The organism is Mangrovibacter plantisponsor, from assembly GCF_003182475.1.
Lineage (GTDB): Bacteria > Pseudomonadota > Gammaproteobacteria > Enterobacterales > Enterobacteriaceae > Mangrovibacter > Mangrovibacter plantisponsor.
On record NZ_QGTS01000007.1, the window covers coordinates 323368 to 348475 of the forward strand.

At 50.8% G+C, this 25108-nt stretch carries 24 protein-coding genes; 12 read left to right on the forward strand and 12 right to left on the reverse strand.

The window, feature by feature from the left end; all coding sequences use genetic code 11:
* Positions 1–118: 118 nt before the first annotated feature.
* Together clpP and tig are read right to left on the reverse strand one after the other, a co-directional pair.
* Positions 119–742, reverse strand: a complete 624-nt coding sequence (clpP, locus tag DES37_RS13705; protein ID WP_036110130.1) for an ATP-dependent Clp endopeptidase proteolytic subunit ClpP — start codon at positions 740–742, stop codon at positions 119–121.
* Between the two features lie 297 nt (positions 743–1039).
* Entirely contained in the window at positions 1040–2338 is a 1299-nt protein-coding gene (gene tig / locus DES37_RS13710; RefSeq protein ID WP_036110133.1) for a trigger factor, read from the reverse strand.
* 48 nt (positions 2339–2386) lie between these two features.
* Between tig and DES37_RS25650 the strand changes: the two genes are divergently transcribed.
* Positions 2387–2641: a hypothetical protein gene (locus DES37_RS25650; RefSeq protein ID WP_170123772.1), complete on the forward strand. Its 255-nt coding sequence runs from the start codon at positions 2387–2389 to the stop codon at positions 2639–2641.
* 211 nt (positions 2642–2852) lie between these two features.
* On the opposite strand, the gene bolA is transcribed toward DES37_RS25650, so the two are convergent.
* Together bolA and DES37_RS25505 are read right to left on the reverse strand one after the other, a co-directional pair.
* Complete coding sequence (gene bolA / locus DES37_RS13715) at positions 2853–3167, reverse strand: transcriptional regulator BolA (protein ID WP_110026197.1); 315 nt, start codon at positions 3165–3167, stop codon at positions 2853–2855.
* A gap of 62 nt (positions 3168–3229) precedes the next feature.
* The gene (locus tag DES37_RS25505) at positions 3230–3469 is read right to left on the reverse strand and encodes a hypothetical protein (RefSeq protein WP_146211513.1); all 240 of its coding nucleotides are present in this window, start codon (positions 3467–3469) and stop codon (positions 3230–3232) included.
* On the opposite strand from DES37_RS25505, the gene DES37_RS13720 reads away from it, so the two are divergent.
* The 8 genes from DES37_RS13720 (at position 3468) to DES37_RS13755 (ending at position 12402) form a co-directional block, all read left to right on the forward strand.
* Positions 3468–4046, forward strand: a complete 579-nt coding sequence (locus tag DES37_RS13720; RefSeq protein ID WP_036110140.1) for a lipoprotein — start codon at positions 3468–3470, stop codon at positions 4044–4046. The genes DES37_RS25505 and DES37_RS13720 overlap by 2 nt on opposite strands.
* Positions 4047–4095: 49 nt before the next feature.
* Positions 4096–5571 carry a muropeptide MFS transporter AmpG gene (gene ampG, locus DES37_RS13725; protein WP_036110143.1) on the forward strand — a complete coding sequence of 492 codons (1476 nt, stop codon included), beginning with the start codon at positions 4096–4098 and terminating at the stop codon, positions 5569–5571.
* Positions 5572–6068: 497 nt separating this feature from the next.
* Complete coding sequence (gene cyoA, locus DES37_RS13730; protein ID WP_036110148.1) at positions 6069–7034, forward strand: cytochrome o ubiquinol oxidase subunit II; 966 nt, start codon at positions 6069–6071, stop codon at positions 7032–7034.
* Positions 7035–7039: 5 nt separating this feature from the next.
* Positions 7040–9031 carry a cytochrome o ubiquinol oxidase subunit I gene (cyoB, locus tag DES37_RS13735; protein ID WP_036110151.1) on the forward strand — a complete coding sequence of 664 codons (1992 nt, stop codon included), beginning with the start codon at positions 7040–7042 and terminating at the stop codon, positions 9029–9031.
* Positions 9021–9629 carry a cytochrome o ubiquinol oxidase subunit III gene (locus tag DES37_RS13740; RefSeq protein ID WP_036110154.1) on the forward strand — a complete coding sequence of 203 codons (609 nt, stop codon included), beginning with the start codon at positions 9021–9023 and terminating at the stop codon, positions 9627–9629. The genes cyoB and DES37_RS13740 overlap by 11 nt, the downstream gene beginning before the upstream one ends.
* Positions 9629–9958: a cytochrome o ubiquinol oxidase subunit IV gene (locus DES37_RS13745; RefSeq protein ID WP_036110157.1), complete on the forward strand. Its 330-nt coding sequence runs from the start codon at positions 9629–9631 to the stop codon at positions 9956–9958. The genes DES37_RS13740 and DES37_RS13745 overlap by 1 nt, the downstream gene beginning before the upstream one ends.
* Positions 9959–9969: 11 nt before the next feature.
* Positions 9970–10857 carry a heme o synthase gene (gene cyoE, locus DES37_RS13750; protein ID WP_036110160.1) on the forward strand — a complete coding sequence of 296 codons (888 nt, stop codon included), beginning with the start codon at positions 9970–9972 and terminating at the stop codon, positions 10855–10857.
* Positions 10858–11037: 180 nt separating this feature from the next.
* Entirely contained in the window at positions 11038–12402 is a 1365-nt protein-coding gene (locus DES37_RS13755; protein WP_036110162.1) for an MFS transporter, read from the forward strand.
* Between the two features lie 44 nt (positions 12403–12446).
* Here DES37_RS13755 and DES37_RS13760 read toward each other — a convergent pair whose 3' ends face one another.
* Positions 12447–12938: a YajQ family cyclic di-GMP-binding protein gene (locus DES37_RS13760; RefSeq protein ID WP_036110164.1), complete on the reverse strand. Its 492-nt coding sequence runs from the start codon at positions 12936–12938 to the stop codon at positions 12447–12449.
* Between the two features lie 308 nt (positions 12939–13246).
* Here DES37_RS13760 and panE point away from each other — a divergent pair, with 308 nt between their 5' ends.
* Together panE and yajL are read left to right on the forward strand one after the other, a co-directional pair.
* The gene (gene panE, locus DES37_RS13765; RefSeq protein ID WP_036110167.1) at positions 13247–14161 is read left to right on the forward strand and encodes a 2-dehydropantoate 2-reductase; all 915 of its coding nucleotides are present in this window, start codon (positions 13247–13249) and stop codon (positions 14159–14161) included.
* Positions 14121–14711, forward strand: coding sequence for a protein deglycase YajL (gene yajL, locus DES37_RS13770; RefSeq protein ID WP_110026199.1), 591 nt, complete (start codon positions 14121–14123; stop codon positions 14709–14711). The genes panE and yajL overlap by 41 nt, the downstream gene beginning before the upstream one ends.
* Positions 14712–14816: 105 nt before the next feature.
* Here the strand turns inward: yajL and DES37_RS13775 are convergent, their stop codons facing one another.
* From DES37_RS13775 to DES37_RS13785, 3 genes are all read right to left on the reverse strand, one after another.
* Complete coding sequence (locus DES37_RS13775; protein WP_110026235.1) at positions 14817–15935, reverse strand: NADH:flavin oxidoreductase/NADH oxidase; 1119 nt, start codon at positions 15933–15935, stop codon at positions 14817–14819.
* Positions 15936–16009: 74 nt separating this feature from the next.
* Complete coding sequence (locus DES37_RS13780; protein WP_245930078.1) at positions 16010–17005, reverse strand: zinc-binding dehydrogenase; 996 nt, start codon at positions 17003–17005, stop codon at positions 16010–16012.
* An 18-nt stretch (positions 17006–17023) separates the two neighbouring features.
* On the reverse strand, positions 17024–17524 hold the full coding sequence (locus DES37_RS13785) for a lactoylglutathione lyase family protein (RefSeq protein WP_110026201.1): 501 nt from the start codon (positions 17522–17524) through the stop codon (positions 17024–17026).
* A gap of 92 nt (positions 17525–17616) precedes the next feature.
* Here DES37_RS13785 and DES37_RS13790 point away from each other — a divergent pair, with 92 nt between their 5' ends.
* Entirely contained in the window at positions 17617–18507 is an 891-nt protein-coding gene (locus tag DES37_RS13790) for a LysR family transcriptional regulator (protein ID WP_110026203.1), read from the forward strand.
* A gap of 52 nt (positions 18508–18559) precedes the next feature.
* Here the strand turns inward: DES37_RS13790 and malZ are convergent, their stop codons facing one another.
* The 4 genes from malZ to phoR form a co-directional block, all read right to left on the reverse strand.
* Complete coding sequence (malZ, locus tag DES37_RS13795) at positions 18560–20377, reverse strand: maltodextrin glucosidase (RefSeq protein WP_110026205.1); 1818 nt, start codon at positions 20375–20377, stop codon at positions 18560–18562.
* Positions 20378–20541: 164 nt separating this feature from the next.
* Positions 20542–21927: a proline-specific permease ProY gene (gene proY / locus DES37_RS13800; RefSeq protein ID WP_036110193.1), complete on the reverse strand. Its 1386-nt coding sequence runs from the start codon at positions 21925–21927 to the stop codon at positions 20542–20544.
* 69 nt (positions 21928–21996) lie between these two features.
* Entirely contained in the window at positions 21997–23316 is a 1320-nt protein-coding gene (gene brnQ / locus DES37_RS13805; RefSeq protein ID WP_110026207.1) for a branched-chain amino acid transporter carrier protein BrnQ, read from the reverse strand.
* 480 nt (positions 23317–23796) lie between these two features.
* Entirely contained in the window at positions 23797–25107 is a 1311-nt protein-coding gene (phoR, locus tag DES37_RS13810; protein ID WP_110026208.1) for a phosphate regulon sensor histidine kinase PhoR, read from the reverse strand.
* Between the last annotated feature and the right edge of the window lies 1 nt (position 25108).

Genomic DNA, 25108 nt, shown 5'->3' on the forward strand with positions numbered 1-25108 from the left:
TTTTCTGTTACTTTGTGCCGCACACGACGACGCAGTTGCCACTCTCAGGCGCAGCTGGCTACACGGGCTGAGCCACTAGAAACTTATTACAGTATAGCGGCTCAGCCACTCCTGGGCGTTAATTACGGTGAGTTAATATTGAGTCAACTAAACCGTACTCTACCGCTTCTGGCGCAGAGAGGAAACGATCGCGCTCAGTATCACGCTCAATTTGCTCCAGCGGTTTGCCTGTATGTTCTGCCATCAGCTCATTCATCCGGGCTTTAACTTTCAGGATTTCACGGGCATGGATTTCGATATCCGTTGCCTGGCCCTGATAACCACCCAGTGGTTGGTGAATCATGACACGTGAGTTAGGCAGACAGAAACGCTTACCTTTGGTGCCTGCTGTCAGCAAAAATGCGCCCATTGAAGCCGCCTGGCCCATACAAATGGTGCTGACATCAGGCTTAATAAATTTCATGGTGTCGTAAATAGACATCCCGGCGGTAATCACGCCACCTGGTGAGTTAATGTACAAATAGATGTCTTTTTCCGGGTTTTCTGCTTCGAGGAACAACATCTGCGCCACAATCAGGTTCGCCATGTGGTCTTCAACCTGACCCGTCAGGAAGATAACTCGCTCCTTAAGCAGACGGGAATAGATATCGTAAGAACGTTCACCGCGTGATGTTTGTTCCACAACCATCGGCACCAACGCCATATGGGGTGCAAATTGTTCTTTTTCGCCACTGTATGACATTTTCCGTCTCCTTTTTCGTTGTTAGAACTGACAGGTCGTACTGATTTTACTTGAGCTCACCTGGTATAACTATGTAACTATGCCCGGCTACCCAAAGGCTTTTTACAGACGGATTATCAACCAGTATTCCAACAGTTACCCACAAGAGATGGGGCCAGCCCCATTTATTTTCAAGCATAACAATCTTTCAGCGTTACGCTACCACTGAAAACAGGATTACGCACGTTTCGCACTGACAAAAAAAAGCCCGCCACCAACCGGAGACGGGCTTTAATACTGACAGATGTACCGGCAGTATTACGCCTGCTGGTTCATCAAATCATTGAAGGAAACAGCTTTATCGCTAACTTTGGCTTTTGCCAGAACAGTTTCAACAGCCTGTTCTTCCAGCGCAACGTTACGCATATTTTCCATCAACTCTTTGTTTTTACCGTAGAATTCGATCACTTCAGACGGATCTTCGTAAGCAGAAGCCATTTCTTCGATCAGAGCTTTAACACGGTCTTCGTCAGCTTTCAGCTCGTTGCTGCGAATCACTTCGCCCAACAGCAGGCCAACAACAACACGGCGTTTAGCTTGTTCTTCAAACAGTTCACGCGGCAGTTCCAGCGCTTGTTTTTCGTTACCACCGAAACGCTGAGCAGCCTGGCGACGCAGTACGTCGATTTCGCTGTCGATCAGTGCGGCAGGCACGTCAATTTCATTCGCTTTAACCAGACCGTCGATTGCCTGAGACTTAATGCGGTTACGCACAGCGCCTTTCAGTTCGCGTTCCATGTTTTTACGCACTTCAGCGCGCAGACCTTCAACAGAACCATCGTCAACGCCGAAACGTTTGATGAATTCAGGAGTCATTTCTGGCAGTTCGCGCTCTTCAACTTTTTTCAGGTTGATAGCGAATTTCGCTGCTTTACCTTTCAGGTTTTCAGCGTGGTATTCTTCCGGGAAAGTCACGTCGATAGTGAACTCTTCACCCGCTTTATGACCAACCAGCGCTTCTTCAAAGCCTGGGATCATGCGGCCCTGGCCCATAGCCAGAACGAAATCAGACGCTTTACCGCCTTCAAACTCTTCGCCGTCAACAGAGCCGGAGAAATCAACAGTAACGCGGTCTTCAGCAGCCACTTCACCATCTTTGTCTTTCCAGGTAGCCTGTTGTTTACGCAGGGTTTCCAGCATGGTGTCTACATCTGCGTCAGTCACTTCAACAACCGGTTTTTCAACTTCGATTGCTTCAATACCTTGCAGTTCGACTTCCGGATACACTTCAAACTCAACAGAGTAAGTGAAGTCTTCGCCCAGTTTGTATTCGCCCGGAACATAGTTCGGTGCGCCAGCCGGGTTAATTTTTTCTTTGATGATAGCATCAACGAAGTTGCGGCTCATCAGGTCACCCAGTACGTCCTGACGCACAGATGCGCCATAACGCTGAGCAACGATATTCATCGGTACTTTCCCTTTACGGAAGCCGTCAATACGGACTTTTTTAGCCACGTTGACCAGCTCGCTTTTCACCGCATTCTCGATGTTATCCGCAGCGATAGTGATAGTTACACGGCGGCCAAGGCCCTGAGTGGTTTCTACTGAAACTTGCATCTTGTTACCTCAAAAAATCACAGTGCTCGGTCAACTCTGGAAGCCCTAATGTATTTCGCTTCACAGAACCGGGATGGTTTCTGTATCCAGAACGCACTCCCTGTCACCAGAATCATCCCGAATACATTCCGAAAATTAAGACGCAGCATTATAGCGGCATCATCTGAGGGAGTCGAGAACCGCAACCAACGGATAACCGCACTGATTCACATTCTCGACATCCACCCGGCTGTTTACCCGAATTTCTCCGGCAAACAGGCAAAAGAAAACGGCCCTATGGCCGTTCTGACTGACAACAGCTAACAGCCCGGTTAACCAACCAGGTCTGCCAGCAGGCTGCGCAAATAAAGAAATCACTTGATTGATTTCAAGCCACTGAGCCCGGGCAAAGAGAAACGACCTGTTTCTCTGTTAATACCTGCAAAGGATCAATAAAAACAAACGGCCTGCAGGCCGTTTGTTGGCAACCGGTTATCACCATACCGGATAACCGCCATTATTGACAATAACCCTGTCAGGCCAATGTACCCGCCCCACGACAAGGAGGAGAAGGTAAAACGGTGTCCTGCAAATTTTCCCACTCAGAAACGGAGTAAGTATGCAATGCCAGTGCATGCACCTGACCGGCCAGTTCGTCGGCCAGCACTGCATAGACCAGGCGGTGGCGCGCTAACATGCGCTCAGCGGAAAACTTATCGCTGACAAGCACAACCTTAAAGTGGCTTTCTGAGCCTGCCGGCACATTATGGCGATAACTTTCATCAAGAATATCAATAAACACAGGGTCAAACGCCGCCTGTAACTTGGCTTCAATCTGTGCGCGCATCATAGTAAGTTCTCCCCGACAACAACAGGTTGCCCGTCCCTTTAAATGTTAGCCGCTTTTACCTGTTAGCGAAGCATATGGCAATAAAATTTTCCCTCAAGTCTGATTGCTCTGAATGCAGACAACAGGTCTAATAGCCGGGGTTCTGGTGCGCGAACCTCTGGTTTTTTCTTCCTTATTACAGGGAAAAAGGCCGAAGCAGCAGATAAAACAATTTTCCCTGCTGCCTGCTTCCCCCTGTCACCAGCAATGTTATGATGACGGGGACTTTTTTGGATAGAAAATGGTACTTGAGAGATAATCATGTTAAAAAAACTCTTTTTCCCGTTAATGGTGATGTTTGTCCTCGCAGGCTGCGCCACGCCGCCCAGCACCATTGATGTTACCCCGAAAATTACACTGCCTTCCCAGGATCCCAGCCTGATGGGTATCACCATCAGCATTAATGGGGCAGACCAACGTCCGGACCAGGCGCTGGCTCGAATCAACCGTGATAACCAGCTCGTCACGCTGACCGCCTCCCGTGACCTGCGTTTCCTGCTGCAGGAAGTGCTGGAGAAACAAATGTCGGCCCGCGGTTATATGGTTGGCCCGAACGGCGCAGTTGACCTGCAAATCATCGTCAACAAACTGTATGCCGATGTCTCTCAGGGTAACCTGCGTTATAAAATTGCCACTTCAGCCGATGTCTCTATCATTGCAACCGCGAAGAACGGCAATAAGATGACCCGTACTTACCGTTCCAGCTATTCCGTTGAAGGTGCCCTGCAGGCCAGCAACAAGAATATCGCGAATGCAGTTAACTCCGTGTTGAGCGACACTATCTCCGATATGTCCCAAGACACCAGCATTAATGAGTTCATCAAACAGAACGCTCACTAATCATCTATTACAGCCAGTTTGCTGCGGTAAACTGGCTGATGAGTAAGCCATGCCCACGCAATATTTACGGATATTTCAACAGCCCCGTTCTGCAATTCTGTTGATACTGGGGTTTGCTTCAGGACTGCCACTCGCACTCACCTCAGGTACACTTCAGGCCTGGATGACGGTTGAAGGTATTGATCTTAAGACCATCGGTTTTTTCTCTCTGGTCGGCCAGGCTTATGTATTCAAGTTTCTCTGGTCACCGGTCATGGACCGCTATACCCCCTCTTTCTTAGGGCGCAGGCGGGGCTGGCTGGTTATCACCCAGGTTTTTCTGGCTTTCGGCATCGCCGCTATGGGTTTTCTTGACCCTGGCAGCCAGTTACGCTGGATGGCAGCGCTCGCGGTCTTAATTGCGTTTTGTTCTGCCTCGCAAGATATCGTGTTTGATGCATGGAAAACCGATGTTCTCCCGGCCGATGAGCGTGGCGCAGGTGCGGCGATAAGTGTGCTGGGTTACCGTCTGGCTATGCTGGTGTCTGGCGGTCTGGCTTTATGGCTGGCAGACAAATGGCTCGGCTGGCATGCTATGTACTGGTTGATGGCTGCACTGCTGGTTCCCTGCATTATCGCTACGCTGCTGGCGCCAGAGCCCCAGGATTCCATCCCGGTTCCCCGTTCCCTTGAACAGGCCGTTTTACACCCTCTGAAAGACTTTTTTGGCCGTAACAACGCCTGGCTTATTTTGCTGTTAATTGTGCTCTACAAACTGGGTGATGCATTCGCCATGAGCCTGACCACCACTTTTTTGATTCGTGGGGTGGGGTTTGATGCGGGTGATGTGGGTCTGGTGAACAAAACCCTCGGCTTACTGGCCACGATTATTGGCGCGTTGCTGGGTGGGGTGCTGATGCAGAGGCTGACACTATTTCGCGCGTTGTTGATTTTCGGCATCCTGCAAGGGGCATCTAACGCGGGTTACTGGCTGCTGTCTGTCACTGATAAGCATATCTACACCATGGGTGCCGCAGTTTTTTTTGAAAACTTATGCGGCGGTATGGGTACATCCGCTTTTGTTGCCCTGCTCATGACGCTGTGTAACAAGTCATTCTCCGCCACACAATTTGCCCTGCTCTCCGCACTTTCTGCTGTTGGCCGTGTTTATGTTGGCCCACTTGCCGGCTGGTTTGTTGAACTGTACAGCTGGCCCACATTTTATCTTTTCTCCATTTTTGCAGCCATTCCGGGTATTGCTCTGCTGTTAGTGTGCAAAAAAACACTGGAGCATACCCAACAAACCGAACAGTTTTTGCCGCGAGAATTTTTCCCTGTGGCGTATGCCGTTGCACTTAAAGCATTGCTGCTGGGTTGCCTGATGTTGTTGTTCGGACTAGGGTTACTGGGTGTTCAGGCTTATGGCTGGCTGGTTTTCTTACCTGGCGCGCATATCACTGAATGGGGAGCAGTGTTGATGGCTGTTGGGTTGTTCGGGGGAGCCATTCTGGATGTAGTGGCATTGCGTAAATCAGCCCTTATTTAAAACTCAATATCAATTCAAATGATTAACGGGCTGGTATTATTTCGGCATATAATTACGTGGTGTAACAAATATGTTTATTTTTGCACCAGCTTCCCACAAAACTATATTGCTAATTTGTGCTGAATCGACAGAAATAAATTAATGTTCTACGCTTTTTTATATTTACATTTTATCGATTCAGCTAATTTTTCTTTAATATTAAGTTTTCTTAATGTCTGTAATTTGTCTTATGTATGTTAATCAGTTGTTTATTTTTTAAATTGGTTATACCATTTACCCTTACAGCGACAGGCGCATGATCTGTTTAGGTTATAACAGGTGCCACTCAGCCGCCTTTTACTGTCTCTGTCATACTTAGCAACATATGTGACATGAACAGCAGAACCCGGTAACACCTTACTGACACTAAGCCAATCATGTTTACAGTAATGTAACCATCCCGTAAAATGCCAGCACACTTTAAGCGCCACCAGATCCCGTGGAATTGAGGTCGTTAAATGAGACTCAGGAAATACAATAAAAGTCTGGGAATGCTGTCATTAGTTACAGCCACTGTATTACTCAGTGGTTGTGACTCGGCACTTCTCAACCCTAAAGGACAGATTGGCCTGGAACAACGTTCATTGATACTGACAGCCCTGGGGCTGATGTTGATTGTCGTTATTCCTGCCATCGCAATGGCAATTGGCTTTGCCTGGAAATACCGGGCATCGAACAAGGATGCTAAGTACTCGCCCAACTGGGCACACTCAAATAAGATTGAGGCAGTCGTCTGGACTATCCCCATTCTTATCATCCTGTTCCTTGCCGTACTGACATGGAAAACCACCCATTCACTTGAGCCCAGCCGCCCAATTGCCAGCGACCAGAAACCGCTGAAAATTGAGGTTATCTCAATGAACTGGAAATGGTTCTTCATTTATCCGGAACAAGGTATTGCGACAGTCAACGAGATTGCCTTCCCGGCACATCGCCCCGTTGAATTCAAGCTTACCTCTGAAGACGTGATGAACTCGTTCTTTATTCCACGTTTGGGCAGCCAGTTGTATACCATGCCAGGCATGCAAACCAAACTGAACCTGATCGCAGATGAACCTGGTACTTACGATGGTATCTCTTCCAGCTACAGCGGCAAGGGGTTCTCCGGGATGAAGTTTAAAGCGATTGCGACGCCTGACGAAGCCGGTTTCGACCAGTGGGTTGCCAAAGTTAAACAGTCATCGCTGACAATGGATGATATGGCAACGTACAAAAAGCTGGCACAGCCCAGCGAATACAATAGTGTCGAGTACTTCTCCAGCGTGAAACCTGATCTGTTCGCCGATGTGGTTAATCAGTACATGCAGTACATGTCCCACGGTGAGCACATGACGCAAGCTGAAGGTGCAGTAATGCATCATGAAGGCATGCAGGGCATGGACATGGGCGACACGGAAACCTCTCACAAGGGCGCCGAGGAATAAATACGATGTTCGGAAAACTTTCACTGGATGCAATCCCCTACCATGAACCCATTATCGTGGTTACGGTCGCAGCCATTATTATCGGTGGTTTGGCGATAGTCGCCGCCATCACTTACTTCGGTAAGTGGACCTATTTGTGGAAAGAGTGGTTCACCTCAGTCGACCACAAAAAACTGGGCGTTATGTACGTCATCATGGCAATTGTCATGCTGCTGCGTGGCTTTGCTGATGCCATCATGATGCGTAGCCAACAGGCGCTCGCCTCCGCAGGCGAAGCCGGCTTCCTGCCGCCTCACCACTACGATCAGATTTTCACCGCTCACGGTGTGATTATGATCTTCTTCGTGGCGATGCCTTTTGTTGTCGGTCTGATGAACCTGGTTGTGCCATTGCAAATCGGCGCTCGTGACGTAGCCTTCCCATTCCTTAACAACCTGAGCTTCTGGTTCACTGTTGTTGGTGTGGTGCTGGTTAACTTGTCACTGGGCGTGGGCGAATTCGCACAAACTGGCTGGCTGGCTTATCCGCCACTATCAGGAAGCGAGTATAGCCCGGGGGTTGGGGTCGATTACTGGATATGGAGCTTGCAGCTCTCTGGTATCGGGACCACGCTAACCGGGATTAACTTCTTCGTGACTATCCTGAAGATGCGCGCGCCGGGCATGGATATGTTCAAAATGCCTATCTTTACCTGGGCATCTTTGTGCACCAACGTACTGATTGTCATTTCCTTCCCGATTCTGACTGCGACTATCGCACTGTTGACGCTGGATCGTTATCTGGGCACCCATTTCTTTACCAATGATATGGGCGGCAACATGATGATGTACGTCAACCTGATTTGGGCATGGGGCCACCCGGAAGTGTACATTCTGGTGCTGCCGGTGTTCGGGGTCTTCTCCGAAGTGACCGCCACCTTTGCGAAAAAACGCATGTTCGGTTACACCTCAATGGTGTGGGCGACCGTATGTATCACCCTGCTTTCCTTTATAGTCTGGCTGCACCACTTCTTTACCATGGGCAGCGGCGCGAACGTGAACGCCTTCTTTGGTATCACCACGATGATTATCGCCATCCCGACCGGGGTTAAGATCTTCAACTGGTTGTTCACCATGTACCAGGGCCGTATCACCTTTAACTCCGCAATGCTGTGGACCGTTGGTTTTATTGTCACCTTCTCTGTTGGTGGTATGACCGGGGTTCTGCTGGCAGTGCCTGGCGCTGACTTCGTTCTGCATAACAGCCTGTTCCTGATTGCCCACTTCCATAACGTTATTATCGGTGGTGTGGTATTTGGGTGCTTCGCTGGCCTGACTTACTGGTGGCCGAAAGCCTTTGGTTTTACCCTGAATGAGAAATGGGGCAAACGCGCTTTCTGGTTCTGGATTATCGGCTTCTTTGTTGCCTTTATGCCGCTGTACGCACTGGGCTTCATGGGGATGACTCGTCGTCTGAGCCAGCACATCGACCCGGCATTCCATCCGTTACTGATGGTAGCGGCTGGCGGTGCGGCACTGATTGCTCTGGGTATTCTGTGCCAGTTGACTCAGTTCTACGTTTCTATCCGTGACCGTGAGCAAAACCGCGATCTGACGGGTGACCCGTGGGGTGGCCGTACACTGGAATGGTCAACTTCTTCTCCGGCTCCGTTCTATAACTTTGCCCACGTACCGCACGTTCATGAACGTGACGCGTTCTGGGAACTGAAAGAGAAAGGCGAAGCATATAAAAAACCTGAGCATTATGAAGAAATTCATATGCCGAAAAACAGCGGTGCGGGCATTGTTATCGCAGCATTCGCAACCGTGTTTGGTTTTGCCATGATCTGGCATATCTGGTGGCTGGCGATTGTTGGCTTTGCTGGCATGATTGTCACCTGGATTGCGAAGAGCTTCGACGAAGACGTGGATTACTACGTACCGGTTGCCGAGGTCGAAAAACTGGAAAACCAGCATTTCGAGGAACTCAACAAAGCAGGGCTGAAAAATGTCAACTGATACTCTGACTCACTCAAAAGCCCATGACCATGGGCACCACGATGCAGGGCCGAATAAAGTCTTCGGTTTCTGGATCTACCTGATGAGCGACTGCATTCTGTTCTCGTGCCTGTTTGCCACCTATGCAGTGCTGGTAAACAACACCGCAGGCGGCCCGTCCGGGAAAGACATTTTCGAACTGCCGTTTGTGCTGGTTGAAACTTTCCTGCTGTTGTTCAGCTCCATTACTTATGGCTTTGCTGTCATTGCCATGAACAAAGGTAACAAGAGCCAGGTTATGTCCTGGCTTGCCCTGACCTTCTTGTTCGGTGCTGGCTTTATCGGGATGGAGCTCTATGAGTTCCATCACCTGATTGCCGAAGGCTTTGGCCCGCAACGCAGTGGCTTCTTGTCCGCGTTCTTCACGCTGGTAGGCACCCACGGTCTGCACGTGACCTCTGGTCTCATCTGGATGGCGGTCATGATGTTCCACATTTCTCGTCGTGGGCTGACCAGTGCTAACCGTTCACGTATCATGTGCCTGAGCCTGTTCTGGCACTTCCTTGATATCGTGTGGATTTGTGTGTTCTCGGTTGTTTATCTGATGGGGGCAATGTAATGAGTCATTCAACTGATAACAGCGGCGCTCATCACGGCAGCGTAAAAACCTACCTGACCGGGTTTATTCTGTCCGTTATTCTGACCGTTATCCCCTTCTGGATGGTGATGACTGGTGCGGCATCTCATGGCGCGCTGGTTGGTGTTGTCATTGTTACCGCAGTGGTGCAGTTACTGGTTCATCTGGTGTGCTTCCTGCATATGAACACCTCTTCAGAAGAGCGCTGGAACCTGGTTGCCTTTGTCTTTACCGTGCTGATTATCGCCATTCTGGTGGTGGGCTCGATTTGGATTATGTGGAACCTTAACCACAACATGATGCTGGACTAAGAGCGGCTAAAATGATTAAGCAATACCTGCAAGTTACCAAGCCCGGCATTATTTTCGGGAACTTGATATCCGTGATCGGAGGCTTTTTACTGGCCGCAAAAGGGAATATTGATTATCCCCTGTTTGGCTTTACGCTGCTGGGTGTAAGCCTGGTGGTGGCCTCAGGTTGTGTGTTCAACAACGTGATTGACCGTGACATCGACCCTAAGATGGAACGCACCAAAAATCGCGTAATGGTAAAAGGCCTCATTTCTCCGGAAGTGGCGTTGGTTTACGGCAGTTTGCTGGGTATTGCTGGCTTCATGATGCTGTTCTTTGGCGCTAATCCGCTGGCTATGTGGCTGGCGGTAATGGGGTTCGTTGTCTATGTAGGCATTTACAGCCTGTATATGAAACGCCATTCAGTTTACGGTACCTTAATTGGCAGCCTGTCTGGTGCGGCTCCGCCAGTTATCGGTTACTGTGCTGTGACTAACGAGTTTGACACTGGCGCGTTGATCCTGCTGGCTATTTTCAGCCTGTGGCAGATGCCGCACTCTTATGCCATTGCGATTTTCCGCTTTAAAGATTACCAGGCCGCCAACATTCCGGTGTTGCCTGTAGTAAAAGGCATTTCCGTCGCGAAAAACCATATTACGCTGTATATCATTGCGTTTATGGTCGCAACGTTAATGCTCTCTTTAGGTGGTTATGCCGGGTATAAATACCTGGTAGTTGCCGCGGCAGTCAGTGTGTGGTGGCTGGGCATGGCGTTATCAGGTTATAAAACCGAAAACGACAAAGTCTGGGCGCGCAAACTGTTTGTGTTCTCCATTGTTGCAATTACCTCACTCAGCGTGATGATGTCGGTGGACTTTATGGTTCCGGACTCACACAGCCTGCTGACCTATGTCTGGTAATTTTCCCGCTTCAACACAAAAGGTGCCCCTGGCACCTTTTTTTATTCATATTATTCGTATTATTTGTAGTATCAGCCGCACGTTACGTGATCATCTTTGTAATATTTGCTAAACAAGCTGGCATTTACCCCACCGGACACCCCGCTCTACACTATGCCCGGCTTTTCTTCAGAGGTAACAATGAACGATAACAAAATGACACCGCTTGAATTGCGGGCAACCTGGGGGCTGGGTACAGTATTTTCCCTGCGTATGCTGGGCATGTTTATGGTATTGCCGGTTTTGACAACATGGGGCATGGCTCTGCAAGGTGCTAACGAAGCGCTGATAGGCCTGGCAATTGGTATTTACGGCCTGGCTCAGGCTGTGTTTCAAATTCCTTTTGGCCTGCTGTCAGACCGCATTGGCCGCAAACCGTTAATTGTTGGCGGGCTGGTTATCTTTGTCATCGGCAGCGTGATTGCCGCAACCACACACTCCATCTGGGGCGTGATATTGGGCCGGGCACTACAAGGTTCAGGCGCCATCGCCGCAGCAGTGATGGCTTTGCTGTCAGACCTGACCCGGGAACAAAACCGCACCAAAGCCATGGCATTTATTGGAGTCAGCTTCGGTGTTACCTTCGCCATTGCCATGGTTGCCGGGCCAATAGTAACGCACCATATAGGGCTTAATGGCCTGTTCTGGATGATTGCCCTGCTGGCAACCCTGGGGGTTGTTATCACGCTACTGGTTGTACCGGGCAGCAAAGACCATGTACTGAACCGTGAATCCGGCATGGTGCGTGGGTGTTTTAAACAAGTGCTCGCCAACCCCAGCCTGCTAAAACTTAACGCCGGCATTATGTGCCTGCATATTTTGCTGATGTCCACATTTGTCGCCCTGCCAGGCGAACTGGAATCCGTTGGTTTTCCCGCATCTCAGCACTGGAAACTCTACCTGGGAACCATGGTTATCGCATTTATCGGTGTGGTGCCCTTTATCATCTACGCCGAAGTAAAACGCAAAATGAAGCGTGTCTTCGTGGGTTGTGTGGCAACCCTGGTCGTTGCAGAAATCGTCCTGTGGGGCGCTGGCGAAGGTTTCTGGGAACGCGTTATCGGTGTTCAGCTGTTTTTCCTCGCTTTTAACCTGATGGAAGCCATACTGCCTTCACTTATCAGTAAAGAGTCACCCGCTGGTTATAAAGGCACAGCCATGGGCGTTTACTCCACCAGCCAGTTCCTGGGCGTAGCGCTGGGTGGCACGCTGGGTGGCTGGCTGGATGGGCACTTTGATTCACAAACCGTCTTCCTGGGTGGCGCATTAGTAGCTGTATTGTGGTTATTACTCAGCACCACGATGAAAGAGCCGCCTTACGTCAGCAGCCTGCGTATTGAATTACCAGACTACGCAATTGATGGCGATGTACTGAAAGCACGGCTGCTGGCCAAAGAGGGTGTGAAAGACGCACTGATAGTCAGTGAAGAGCGCAGTGCCTATGTGAAGATTGACAGCAAAGTCACTAACCGGGTGGAAATTGAATCCCTGGTGAAAAGCGCCTGATTCCCGGCAAACTCAGGTGGGCTGCAGCACAGCCCACCGGGTTATCAGTCACGGAAGTTATTGAACTGGAATGGCTGCCCAAGGTTACCGCCACGCACCAGTGCCATAACGGACTGCAAATCATCACGGGATTTGCCAGTAACCCGCACCTGCTCACCCTGAATTTGTGCCTGGACTTTCAGCTTACTGTCTTTAATTAATTTCACGATTTTTTTCGCCAGCGCCGCATCAATCCCCTGCTTCAGGCTGGTTTCGACACTCCAGGTTTTACCACTGTGCTCAATGGTTTCAGGTACTTCCAGTGAGCTGCCTTCAATACCACGTTTAAGCAGTTTGGCACGCAAAATATCCACCAACTGGCTCACCTGAAAATCAGACTCGCTCTCAACTTTAATGGTGTTATTTTTGTCATTGAACTCAAAACTGGCTGTTACGTTGCGAAAGTCAAAGCGCGTTGCCAGTTCGCGGGTGGCGTTTTCCACCGCATTACGTACTTCCTGAACTTCCACTTCTGAAACAATATCGAATGACGGCATGATTCTTCTCCCCTTTCTTCTGTTGCCAGCATGATACCCAGTGAAACGCACAAAACAACCCGCAAGCAGTAACTAAGCTGCCGGACAATGCTCCTGATTGCCACTGACAGGCGCTTTTACCAGCAAAAGCATACTAACAGGGGATGGTGAGGCACAGCTATTCACTGCAACATGAACATTTTCAGGTATATAATCATATCATGTGCTTTGAACTGTTCTTGATACAGGATAAACCTGTCAGGATCCGGTGTTCATGCGGCCATTAAGGGCAACATGATGTATGACGAGAAAACCTGCCAGGAGGGAAAATGAACATTACTGTACTGGGTTGTGGCGCGTTAGGTCAGGTTTGGCTGGCGGCTTTATTATCCCAGGGGCATCAGGTTCAGGGTTGGTTACGAGTGCCACAAGATACCTTTGTATTCAACCTGGTTAACCTGGATGGAAGCAAAGTTCAGCACCGTGTTCAGGCGAACTCCCTCCCCCAGCTTGCTCAGTGCGATCTCCTTCTGGTGACGCTCAAGGCATGGCAAGTTTCCAACGCAGTCAAAAGCCTGGCACCACATTTACCCCCATCCTGCCCAATTCTGCTTATTCACAATGGCATGGGTACGCTGGAAGAGCTAAGGCAGTTAGCAAACCCGTTACTAATGGGTGTCACTACTCATGCTGCCCGCAGGGATGGTAACCAGGTGATTCATGTCGCCAGCGGCACCACACATATTGGCCCTGGTAACAAACAAGGGGAAGCCTGGAGTGAAATGGCGGATGTCCTGCAACCTGTTTTGCCTGATGTCGCCTGGCATGATGTGATTCGCGCGGCCTGCTGGCGGAAACTCACGGTAAACTGCGTTATCAACCCACTGACTGCACTGTACGACTGCCCGAATGGTGGTCTGAAAGCCTTCCCTGAGCATATCAATGCTATTTGTAGTGAAGTGGCGCTGGTGATGGAACGCGAAGGGTTCCATATTTCGCAGGAAAACCTGGTAAGTTATGTAAACCAGGTTATCGACAATACCGCAGAAAATATCTCTTCCATGCTGCAGGATGTCCGTATTCAGCGCCATACAGAGATTGATTATATTACTGGCTACCTGCTGCAACGCGGGCGTGCCCACGGCATTTCTCTGCCTCACAATAGCCACCTCTACGAGCAAATCAAACGCAAGGAGAATGATTATGAGCGCCTCGGCACTGATATGCCTGGCTCCTGGAACTGAAGAAACCGAAGCAGTCACGGCAATCGACCTGCTGGTTCGCGGTGGAATTGCAGTGACTACTGCGAGTGTCGCCAGCGATGGTGATTTAACCATTACCTGTTCCCGGGGTGTAAAACTACTGGCTGATGCGCCGCTGGTTGAAGTAGCTGACAATCCCTATGATGTCATAGTCCTGCCGGGGGGCCTCGCTGGTGCAGAATGTTTCCGCGACAGCCCGTTACTGGTGGAAACAGTACGCCAGTTTCACCTGTCCGGGCGCATTGTTGCTGCTATTTGCGCTGCTGCAGGCACTGTACTGGTTCCGCATAAGATTTTCCCCATCGCAAACATGACGGGTTTCCCGGGCCTGAAAGACCGGATCCCTGAAGAACAATGGCAGGAAAAGCGCGTGGTATGGGATCCGCGCGTAAATTTGCTGACCAGCCAGGGGCCGGGCACCGCAATGGATTTTGCCCTGAAGATTATTGATTTATTGCAGGGGCCGGAAAAAGCCCGTGAAGTTGCCAGCCAGTTGGTTCTGGCCGCAGGGATTTATAACTACTATAGTTGATGGCTGAAGCACGCGGCTGAACCCGCGTGCTTTACATTACGTATTACAGGCACCAGAGACCCAGTATAAATATCCGTTTCTCAGGTGCCCATTTGTTATTGAGTATTATTGCGCAGAACCTTTACCCGGGCCTGCATAGCGTGACAGCCAGTAGCCATATTGCACCGGCAGCACAAACTGAGCTGGTTTTTCAATACCCAGTTCACTTGCCATTTGTACCGGGTAATGTGGGTTTGCCAGGTGCGCACGCCCAATCATAGCAAGGTCAATTTTCCCTTCATTGAGTACTGTTTCCACGGTTTTGGCGTCATCAAGGCACCACCCGGTCGCCACCGGCAAGCCCGTTTCATGGCCCACTTTCTCCGCTACAGGTACCATAAATGCTGGCCCCCAGGGCACATTACCCTGCGTAGTCGAAAAGCCCATTGAAACATTCAGCATATCCAGCCCGGCCGCTTTGAAAGCCTTCACCAGTGCAATAGATTCTGCCAGGTGCTGCTCATCATTGCCGTCAAACTCAACCACCCCGAAACGGGCTGTCAGTGGTAAGTTTTCTGGCCATACTTCGCGTACTGCCGCCAGCGTTTCAAGCAAGAAACGGCCACGGTTTTCAGCGCTGCCGCCATACTGGTCAGTTCGCTGGTTTGCCTGTGGGGAGAAGAAGCTTTGAGCCAGGTAGCCATGGGCAAAATGCAACTCAAGCCATTCAAACCCTGCAGCCAGAGCCCGTTTAGCGGTGGCTACAAAATCCGCTTTAACACGCTGGATATCGTCAATGCTCATTGCTTTCGGTACTTTCGGCAAATTAGCCCCAAACGCAATGGCTGAAGGTGCCAGTGTCTGCCAGGCATCTTTCTCACCGTCCGGGATATGGTCATCCCCATCCCATGGGCGGCGGGCGCTGGCTTTGCGGCCTGCATGGCCAATCTGAATGCCCGGAACAGCACCAGCCGCTTTAATGGCACGGGCAATATTCGCCATACCGCCAATTTGCCCGTCTTCCCATAAACCGGTACAACCAGGGGTGATACGGCCTTCCGGCGAAACAGCGGTAGCCTCGACAATAACCAGGCCCGCGCCACCACGCGCCATTCCTGCATAATGGCTTTCATGCCATTGTGTCGTGTAACCATCTTGCGCGCTGTACTGGCACATGGGTGGTATCGCAATACGGTTACGCAACACCACATCTTTTAGTTTGAACTCGCTAAATAACGCAGTCATATTTTTTATCCTGGTAATTTCAGAATCATACACAGCCTGCTTCGGCATTCCCGCAAGCAGTCACCTGAATCACTTCACACGCGCACCAGCGGCTTACCCGAAAATGCCCGGGCTTTCAGTTCACTGAGCAAATCAGGTAATTCACTAAATGGGCGAATGACCACTTCTTCAGCCTGCAGGCGCCCTTGAGATAAATCAGACAGCATCGCTTCTCCGGCAGAGGTCAATGCCTGCCAGTCTGCGTCATCGCCCCAGGTATGTAATGCGCCCAATGCCACTTCGTGCATAGATATCGCCATACCGAAAGCAGGCAATGGCCAGCCGGGTAACCGCCCCTGGATGCAGAGAATATGGCCGTTAGCACGTAATGCCGGCACCAGTTTTTCAGCATGTTGTTCACTGACAGCATCAATCACGCCATGAAACTGACGGGACAACGTGGCCGGTAATAACTCATCTTCACCACGCAGGTTAGGGAAACAGCGCTGAGCCCCTAACCGGGCCAGGCGCACATGGTGGCGGGGATGCGCCAGTGCCGTAACACGCCACCCGGCACGCACAGCCAGTTGAACCAAATACTGCCCTACTGCGCCCCCGGCACCACCAATTAGCAAATGCTGCCCGGCCTGCAAAGGCAACTTGCTCATTGCCTGCCAGGCAGTCAGCCCGGGGCAAGGAAAACTGGCAGCAGTTTCGAAGGACAAATTGCCCGGTATCGCCATTAATGCCCGGCTTTGTACCGGCGTAAACTGGGCATAGCTGCCATGGCGCAGTAAGCTCTGGTGCCATACCACACGCTTACCAAGCCATGCTGGCGCCACTCGTTTACCTGTGGCGACAACCACACCGGCACCGTCCACCCCAGGCACATGCCCGGGTTCCCAGGGGAGATGCCCCAGTACTTTCCAGTCAACGGGGTTGAGGCCAATCACCTTATTCGCCACCAGTACTTCGTCATCGGCCAGAGGGGATACAGCCCGGCTCACCTGAGTTAAGGATTTGGCATCATGGCCTTCACGCCATACCCATGCCTGATACTGCGCTGGCAATCCTTGTTGCATTTCACCCATTATTAATTGCCCTGTTACTTACTGGTAAGCCCCGGCTGAATAGGTTAGTTCATAGCTGTGGCTGTAGATTTCGATAATATTGCCGAAGGGATCTTCCATATACACCATACGATATGGTTTCTCGCCCGGGTAATACTCACGCACAGGCATGCGCTGTTTACCACCAACGGCAACGATTTTAGCGGCCAGCCCTTCCACATCCGGGTCCTGCACGCAGAAATGGAATACACCCGTTTTCCAGTATTCAAAGTTATTTTCCGGTTTTTCTGCGGCGTTAAACTCGAAAATTTCAACACCAACCCGGTCACCGGTAGAGAGATGAGCAATGCGGAAAGAAGACCAGCCAGCACCAAAAACATCGCTGCACATTACGCCAATAGCGCTGTCATCTTCTGTAATTGTGGTGGGTTGCATAATCAGGTACCAGCCCATCACTTCAGTGTAAAACTTCACGGCGGCGTCCAGGTCGGTTACCGACAACCCAATATGCGAAAAAGCGCGTGGATAAGTTTGACTCATGTTAATGCTCCGTAATTTATCTGCCACAAGACTACGCCCGCAAAACTATAATAAGAACCATCAACAACTAATGGTTTCTATAAGAGTTCGTAATGGTTAATCCACAATGGTTACGCTCATTTGCCGCACTGGCGCAGCAGGGAAACTTCACCCGTGCAGCTGACAGCCTGTTACTGACGCAGTCGGCTGTCAGCCAGCACGTTAAACAACTGGAGGCCGAGTATGGGCAATTGATTATTCGCCACTCCCGGCATGTTGAATTAACCCCAGCAGGACAGGTGCTGTTGCGTTTTTACGATGAAGTCAGTTGTGCTGAAAAACGCCTGAACGCGAGCCTTGCTGCCCGGAATGATGACCAGGGCGAAATCAGCGTGATAAGCCCAGGCAGTATTGGATTATCGCTGTATCCGTTGTTACTGGATTTACAGTTGCAGTGCCCGGCACTGACAGTGCGTTACCGCTTTGCGCCGGATAAAGAAGTGGTGGATGCTGTACTGAATAACCATTTCGAACTGGGCATTGTGCCATTAAAACCCGACACCCCCAGCCTGAATGCCGAGTTCTTCGCTAACGAACACCTCGAGTTGATTGTCCCGGCTGGTGTCAGTGTGCAAACCTGGCAGGATCTTGAAAAACTTGGTTTTATTAACCACCCGGATGGTGCTGTAATGGCAACCCGGTTACTCAGCCGCTGGTTTCCCGGTAACCCGGGCGTGGCCAGCCTGCCAGAAAAAGGGTTTATTAACCAAATAGGCCTGATACTTGAACCTGTCGCCCGGGGCATGGGCTTTACTGTATTACCCCGCTTTGCCCGCACGGCATTTTCCCGCCAGGACGCTATTAAGACACTGGAAATTGGCCCGGAAGTAGTTAACTCACTGTGGTTAATCTTCCGGGCAGAATGGCCGCTCTCTCGACGAGCACAACGTGCCTTGAGCGTATTACGCACCGCCTGTGAAACAAAACGGGCAACGTCTGCGTAAAGCGCCACGCTGTTTGGGTACCCGCACACCCGGGGCAACCAGCCAGAGTGACTTATTTTCCCTGCCAGACAGTGGCTGATACTCCCGGCAAAGCCAGTACCATGCCATCAATAACGCCACTACCTTCAAGGCATTGCCAGCTTTTCTCTGCCAGCAAGGCAGAGAAAGGCAGCGTACAAGTGGTTTTCTCCCCACGGTTCAGGGCCACCAGCACGCGTTCCTTTTGCCACACACGGGCAAACACCAGCACGTCACCGGCCGCAAAAACCACCTGGCAGCCACCATGGCGCAGAGCCTTACTTTTTCGGCGTATCACTGCAATACGCTGGTACAGGCTTAACAGTTCCAGGCCCTGCTGTGCTTTATCCCACGGGAAGGGTTTACGGCACATAGGGTCGTTGCTGCCATCGAGTCCCACTTCATCGCCATAATAAATGCAGGGAACGCCCGGCCAGCAAAACAACCAGATAACCGCCAGTGGCAGGCGGGCAACATCTTTTCCCAGCAATGTTTTAAACCGCGCTGTGTCATGGCTGTCGAGTTGGTTAAACATACGTAACTGCTGTTGGTGAGATAACCCGGTCCGGTAATCTTCCAGCCAGGCCGCACAGGTTTCGGCATCAATATGATTAGGGTCGTACGAGATATCCGTATTAGCCAAAAAACCCCAAACCGGGAAGCTGAACCCACGGTAATTCATCGCGCTGTGTTCAGCATCGTTGTGCAACCATTGGCGAGCGTCACCAAAGTGTTCACCAAACACAAATGCCTCCGGGTTTGCCTCACAGGAAGCCTGAGTGATACCAGCAATATGTTGCTGATTATTTTTAGCCCCTCCCGCCTCACCCAACATTTGTACAACATCCAGCCGCCAGCCATCCATATTCCAGGGTGGCTGTAGCCAGTGGCGCACCACGCTATTCTCACCCCGGTAGATTTCATCCACTACACCAGCGCTGCGGTAGTCAAGCTTGGGCAGGCTGCTGTAACCCAGCCAGTTCAGCGCCTGCCCTGATTCATCAAAGTGATACCACTCACGCCAGGGTGAATCCGCATTGTGGCAGGCACCCTGTGAATGCTGTTGGTAACGGTCAAACCAGGGGTGTGTATCTCCGGTGTGGTTAAAGACACCATCCAGAATCAGGCGCATTCCCTTATTTCTGGTTTGTTGCCGCAAACGCAGTAAAGCATTATTGCCGCCGAATGCCGTATCCACCTCGCGGTAATTTTGGGTATCGTATTTATGCACGCTGGGGGCAGTGAACACCGGGTTAAGGTACAGAGCGGTTACCCCAAGTTTTTGCAAATAAGGTAATTTTTCAGTGATGCCATCCAAATCCCCACCATAAAATGTCGACCCGCCCGCCTCGTGTGTCAGAGGCTCGTGCCAGGCTTTATGCCGGGTTTCAGTCCCGGCAGAGTGGTGCCAGTAAGTTCCGTCAGCCTCTGGTTTGCGCTGGTGGCTGCGGGAAAAACGGTCGGGGAAAATTTGGTAAAACACCTGGTCTGCGACCCAGGCGGGCCCGGTATCAGGGTAATCAAATGCGAAAGTTTCCAGCCGCGGTGGCGGGAAAGCCCCCATTCCCCGTGGCGAAAACCATTGCTGGCGGTCGGCCCATAACAATTTAAAGCTGTAGCGGCGGCGTGGCTGCCCCTGAGAAAGGCTGATTCGCCCGCGCCAGGCTACCACACCCCGGGCTGGAGCCGCACTCTGCCGTTTCATCGGCATCATCAGTTCTTCGTTATCTTCTTCATAACGGATAACAACACGCTGCGGTAAATCATTACCAGCAAGCCACAAGGTCACGACCAAATGGTTATCATGAACCGTGACAAACGGCGTAACTGGCAGGTGCCAGGCTGTTAACATAATCGCTCTCCCCTCTCTGGAATTGCGCCACCTTGCCATAATCGTTACACAGGAAACTCACCATTGGCGACTTTATTCGGGGAGGATAACGGGGGAGGAGAAAACGGAAAAGGAAACAGACTTACCCCGGGGAGAAACCAGACGCCTCCCCGGAGCAAAAAAAGCTAGTCGTTATCTGATACAAGCACAGCTTTGCGGTTATCTGCACGGCATTTAATCACCCAGCCTGCCAGCAACAGCACAATCCAGACGATACCGACATAAAGCGAAATGCGGGTTTCCGGGTGGTAGCCAATCAACCCAATAATGAAGACCAGAAATACCAGCCCGACCACTGTAGTGATTACGCCACCCGGTACTTTAAACTTCAGCGCAGCAACTTCACTGGCGGGCAAGCGGCGGCGGAAAGCTATTTGAGACAGCAGAATCATAATCCACACCCACACAGTGGCGAACGTGGCAAGGGAAGCAATCACCAGGAACACATTTTCCGGCATGATGTAGTTGAGGTACACCGCAACCAGCAGTGCCCCGGTCATCACCACAACCGTTACCCAGGGAATGCCTTTGCGCGACGTTTTCGCGAAGATTTTAGGCGCGCTACCCTGCTCCGCCATCCCATGCAGCATGCGCCCCACGCCAAAAACATCGCTGTTGATGGCAGATAGTGACGCTGTCAGCACCACAAAGTTCAGGATGCTGGCCGCAAAGGTAATCCCCATATGCTGGAATGTCAGAACAAACGGGCTGCCGTCTGTACCCACTAAATTCCACGGGTAGATGGACATAATGACAAACAGCGTACCTACATAGAACACCAGGATACGCATCGGGACCGAGTTAATAGCACGCGGGATAGATGTTTCCGGGTCTTTGGCTTCACCTGCCGTAATGCCGATGATTTCAATCCCGCCATAGGCAAACATCACCATTTGCAACGACATAATCATCCCCAGCCAGCCATTACTGAAGAACCCACCATTACTCCACAGGTTATGGACCCCGGTTGGTTCTCCACCATTGCCGATACCCCACAGAATAATCCCCACCCCGGCCACAATCATGATGATAATCGTGGCGACTTTAAAGAATGAGAACCAGAACTCCAGTTCCCCGAAAACTTTGACACTCATCAGGTTGATGGCACAAATAATCAGCACCACACTCAACACCCAGATCCAGTGCGGTACAGTCGGGAACCAGACGCCCATATAAATACCGAATGCGGTTACATCCGCAATAGCGACAATCAGTATTTCAAAACAGTAGGTCCAGCCAGTGATATACCCTGCTAACGGGCCGAGGTTTTCCTGGGCATAACGCGAAAACGAACTTGCAGAAGGGTTGTGTACCGACATCTCGCCCAGAGCACGCATTATGATGTAAGCGGCAATACCGCCAATAATGTATGCCAGCAATACACTGGGGCCTGCCATTTTTATCGCATCCGCGGAGCCGTAAAACAGGCCGGTACCTATTGCCGAGCCCAGCGCCATAAAGCGGATGTGACGCGTACTCAGACCACGTTTGAGTTTGTTCGCGTTTTCCATGTTTCTCTTACCATCTGACAAAATAAAAAACCACGGAGCAGAACCCCGTGGTTAAACAAATAATTCTGTTTAGTGAGCTGTGGATGCCACTTCACCACCAGCGACTTTATCCCAGACAACAGAGATAAGCAGCATCACAAGCGTTGGCATCAACCAGGCCAGCCCTTCTTCTGCCAACGGCAAATGGGTTGACCATGCGGGCAGAATACCGCTGAAAGGTGAGGCTTTCACGCCATCAATTAACCCAAATAACAGGCTGATTAACATGCCTGGAGCAATAATACGCGTTGGGTTACTCCACCATGAGCGGGTGAAACTCAATACAACCAGCACAATACAAGGCGGGTAGATAGCCGTAAGCACTGGCACCGAAATTTTAATCAGGTGGGTCAGCCCCAGGTTGGAAACTACCATGGAGAACAGACCAAGGATAAACACCAGAGTGCGGTATGAAACCGGCAAATACTGGGCAAAGAATTCAGCACAGGCACAAGTCAGCCCTACTGCCGTTACCATACAGGCAACAAAAATGAGTATTGCCAGCAACAGGCTGCCATAAACACCAAACGTATGCTGAACATAAGCATGGAGAATAGCCGCACCGTTTGCAGACTGAGCCACCAAAGAACTGCTGTCAGAGCCAAGGCGGAACAGGCACAGATACAACAGTGTCAGGCCGACACCAGCAATCAGACCAGCCCAAATCGTGTAACGGGTTAACAGGCGTGACTCGGTTACACCGCGAGAGCGTGCAGCATTAACAATAACAATACCGAACACCAGTGCGCCAAGGGTATCCATGGTCAGATAGCCATTAACGAACCCATTAGAAAACGCAGCATTCTGGTATGCCTCGGTTGCGTCACTCAAGCCGCCTGCGGGCCAGAAAATTGCAGCACCGCCCAGAATGATTAATGCGACGATTTTTACGGGAGCCAGAAAGTGGCCTACGGTATCCAGCAACTTCCCGGGGTAGAGGGAAATCCCAATCACCAGCGCAAAATAAATCAGGCTGTAAATCAGTAAAGGGGTGGAACCATCGCCTGCCAGCGGAGCGATCCCTACTTCAAATGACACGGTTGCTGTGCGGGGGGTTGCAAAAAATGGCCCAACAGCCAGATAACAGATAGTAGCCAGCACCAGGCCTGCATGGCGGCCAATAGGTGAACTAAGGTTATCAATACCGCCGCCGACTTTTGCCAGCGAGATAACAGTGAGAACTGGCAAACCCACTGCAGTAATAAGGAAACCAATTGCCGCAACCCAAACATGTGGGCCTGCCTGCAAACCGACCATGGGCGGGAAAATAATGTTCCCTGCGCCAACAAACAACGCAAAGGTCATAAAACCTAATGCGATGATGTCACGGGATGTTAATTGACGGGTCATATTGTACTTGTAGCCTGTGGATGTGGTTATGTTGTTTGCAAAAACGAAAACCTGAATGGCCGGAAACACACTACGCTGAACGCCCCGAAAACCGGTAACGGGTATGACTATGCTGAATAGCGGCCACAGACAGAAAATGTGAATGGCCAACAACATAGCATGTGCAGCGGGATATGCTCATGATTAACCATAATTAAGAATAGTTTTCCGGTTAATAACGCAATCCTGGTGCATTCATGCACAAACAGGGGCGCAATTAAAACGCTTATAGCGTTTAAAGGCAAGAAGCGATCCGAAAACAAGCGACTTATTCCGTGATCAAACTAATAAGCAGACATTATCGCTATTTTATCGTCATAAGAACCGCTTATAGTTCGAACAAAAAGTCGCCATCACGATGCATTTGTTTCATTCATTCTGCGAGACAAAAGAAAACAGGCCATAAATATGGCCTGCAGGAAAGTTATGTTTACAGTTGAATCAGGCCTGAGCTGCCAGCACCTTGTTACTTACCAGCAAACGCTCTGGTAATTCAAAAGAAAAGCAGCTTCCTTTGCCTGGCGCACTTTCAATACTCAGGCGGGCATCATGATGGGTAAGCGCATGTTTGACTATTGCCAGGCCAAGACCACTGCCGCCGGTCTGGCGAGAGCGAGCTTTATCTACCCGGTAAAAACGCTCTGTCAGGCGTGGCAGGTGCTCAGGAGAGATCCCCGGCCCATTATCCTGCACAGAGAAACGCGCGCCATGAGCCACTTTTTCCCATTTAACCTGAATATGTGTCCCTTCCGGGGTGTGGTTCACTGCGTTATAGACCAGGTTAGACATAGCGCTACGGAGCTGTTCTTCACTACCGTAAACCTGTAACGCCGGGTCAACCGTAAAGCTTATCTGGTGGCGCCCCTGGCTCAGGGTTTGCGCTTCACGATCCACCAGGCGCAGCATCAGCGGAACGTCAATTTTATCTGTAAGGCTCAGCGCCGGTGCCGCTTCAATACGAGATAACGTCAGCAACTGGCGAACCAAACCTTCCATACGAGAGGTTTGCTCCCGCATAGTGACCAACGCTTTTTCCCGCACCACGCCTTCCAGCGGCTGGTCCTGCATCATTTCCAGGTAGCCCTGCAACACGGTCAGTGGGGTACGCAATTCGTGGCTGACATTCGCAAAAAAGTTACGCCGGGCGCCTTCAAGCTGGTGCATCTGGGTCACATCACGCACCACCATCAACCACTGGCCGTCGGTGTAAGGCATGATACGAAATTCAAGATGGCGGCCATTATTCAGCACCTGGTTGAAAGGGCGCGCAAAATCGCGTTTTTTGATGTACTGGTTAAATTCCGGGTAGCGCAGCAAATTGACAATATTTTGCCCGTTGTCATCTGGCCACCGTAAATTAAGCAACTGAATAGCAAGGCCATTACACCAAAATATGGCACCGACCTCTGTCATCATTACCAGTGCGTCCGGCAAAGATTCCGCGCCACTGCGAAACCGCTTGATCAGGTTACCCAGTTCTTTGCGCCGCTTTTTATTGCGCATCTGCATCTGGTGAATACCATACATCAAGGGTTCCCAGCTCCCGGAACCTGTTGGTGGCGTCATACTGCGGTCAACCCACAGCCACCAGGAAAGGCGTAACAGATTCCAAAAATGCCAGACAAGCAGGCCTGTCACACTCGCCAGTAAAAACCATGGGAGATAACCAAAGAACACCCCCAGCAATAAAGCAGGTATGCAACACAACGCCAGTTCAAGTACCAGCCTTCGCCATGACAACCGTTCAAGCACG

Excerpts from the sequence above, each read along its gene's own strand:
- clpP (WP_036110130.1), bottom strand. The coding sequence starts at position 742 with ATGTCATACAGTGGCGAAAAAGAACAATTTGCACCCCATATGGCGTTG.
- tig (WP_036110133.1), bottom strand. The coding sequence starts at position 2,338 with ATGCAAGTTTCAGTAGAAACCACTCAGGGCCTTGGCCGCCGTGTAACT.
- DES37_RS25650 (WP_170123772.1), top strand. The coding sequence starts at position 2,387 with ATGTATTTCGCTTCACAGAACCGGGATGGTTTCTGTATCCAGAACGCA.
- bolA (WP_110026197.1), bottom strand. The coding sequence starts at position 3,167 with ATGATGCGCGCACAGATTGAAGCCAAGTTACAGGCGGCGTTTGACCCT.
- DES37_RS13720 (WP_036110140.1), top strand. The coding sequence starts at position 3,468 with ATGTTAAAAAAACTCTTTTTCCCGTTAATGGTGATGTTTGTCCTCGCA.
- DES37_RS25505 (WP_146211513.1), bottom strand. The coding sequence starts at position 3,469 with ATGATTATCTCTCAAGTACCATTTTCTATCCAAAAAAGTCCCCGTCAT.
- ampG (WP_036110143.1), top strand. The coding sequence starts at position 4,096 with ATGCCCACGCAATATTTACGGATATTTCAACAGCCCCGTTCTGCAATT.
- cyoA (WP_036110148.1), top strand. The coding sequence starts at position 6,069 with ATGAGACTCAGGAAATACAATAAAAGTCTGGGAATGCTGTCATTAGTT.
- cyoB (WP_036110151.1), top strand. The coding sequence starts at position 7,040 with ATGTTCGGAAAACTTTCACTGGATGCAATCCCCTACCATGAACCCATT.
- DES37_RS13740 (WP_036110154.1), top strand. The coding sequence starts at position 9,021 with ATGTCAACTGATACTCTGACTCACTCAAAAGCCCATGACCATGGGCAC.
- DES37_RS13745 (WP_036110157.1), top strand. The coding sequence starts at position 9,629 with ATGAGTCATTCAACTGATAACAGCGGCGCTCATCACGGCAGCGTAAAA.
- cyoE (WP_036110160.1), top strand. The coding sequence starts at position 9,970 with ATGATTAAGCAATACCTGCAAGTTACCAAGCCCGGCATTATTTTCGGG.
- DES37_RS13755 (WP_036110162.1), top strand. The coding sequence starts at position 11,038 with ATGAACGATAACAAAATGACACCGCTTGAATTGCGGGCAACCTGGGGG.
- DES37_RS13760 (WP_036110164.1), bottom strand. The coding sequence starts at position 12,938 with ATGCCGTCATTCGATATTGTTTCAGAAGTGGAAGTTCAGGAAGTACGT.
- panE (WP_036110167.1), top strand. The coding sequence starts at position 13,247 with ATGAACATTACTGTACTGGGTTGTGGCGCGTTAGGTCAGGTTTGGCTG.
- yajL (WP_110026199.1), top strand. The coding sequence starts at position 14,121 with ATGAGCGCCTCGGCACTGATATGCCTGGCTCCTGGAACTGAAGAAACC.
- DES37_RS13775 (WP_110026235.1), bottom strand. The coding sequence starts at position 15,935 with ATGACTGCGTTATTTAGCGAGTTCAAACTAAAAGATGTGGTGTTGCGT.
- DES37_RS13780 (WP_245930078.1), bottom strand. The coding sequence starts at position 17,005 with ATGGGTGAAATGCAACAAGGATTGCCAGCGCAGTATCAGGCATGGGTA.
- DES37_RS13785 (WP_110026201.1), bottom strand. The coding sequence starts at position 17,524 with ATGAGTCAAACTTATCCACGCGCTTTTTCGCATATTGGGTTGTCGGTA.
- DES37_RS13790 (WP_110026203.1), top strand. The coding sequence starts at position 17,617 with ATGGTTAATCCACAATGGTTACGCTCATTTGCCGCACTGGCGCAGCAG.
- malZ (WP_110026205.1), bottom strand. The coding sequence starts at position 20,377 with ATGTTAACAGCCTGGCACCTGCCAGTTACGCCGTTTGTCACGGTTCAT.
- proY (WP_036110193.1), bottom strand. The coding sequence starts at position 21,927 with ATGGAAAACGCGAACAAACTCAAACGTGGTCTGAGTACGCGTCACATC.
- brnQ (WP_110026207.1), bottom strand. The coding sequence starts at position 23,316 with ATGACCCGTCAATTAACATCCCGTGACATCATCGCATTAGGTTTTATG.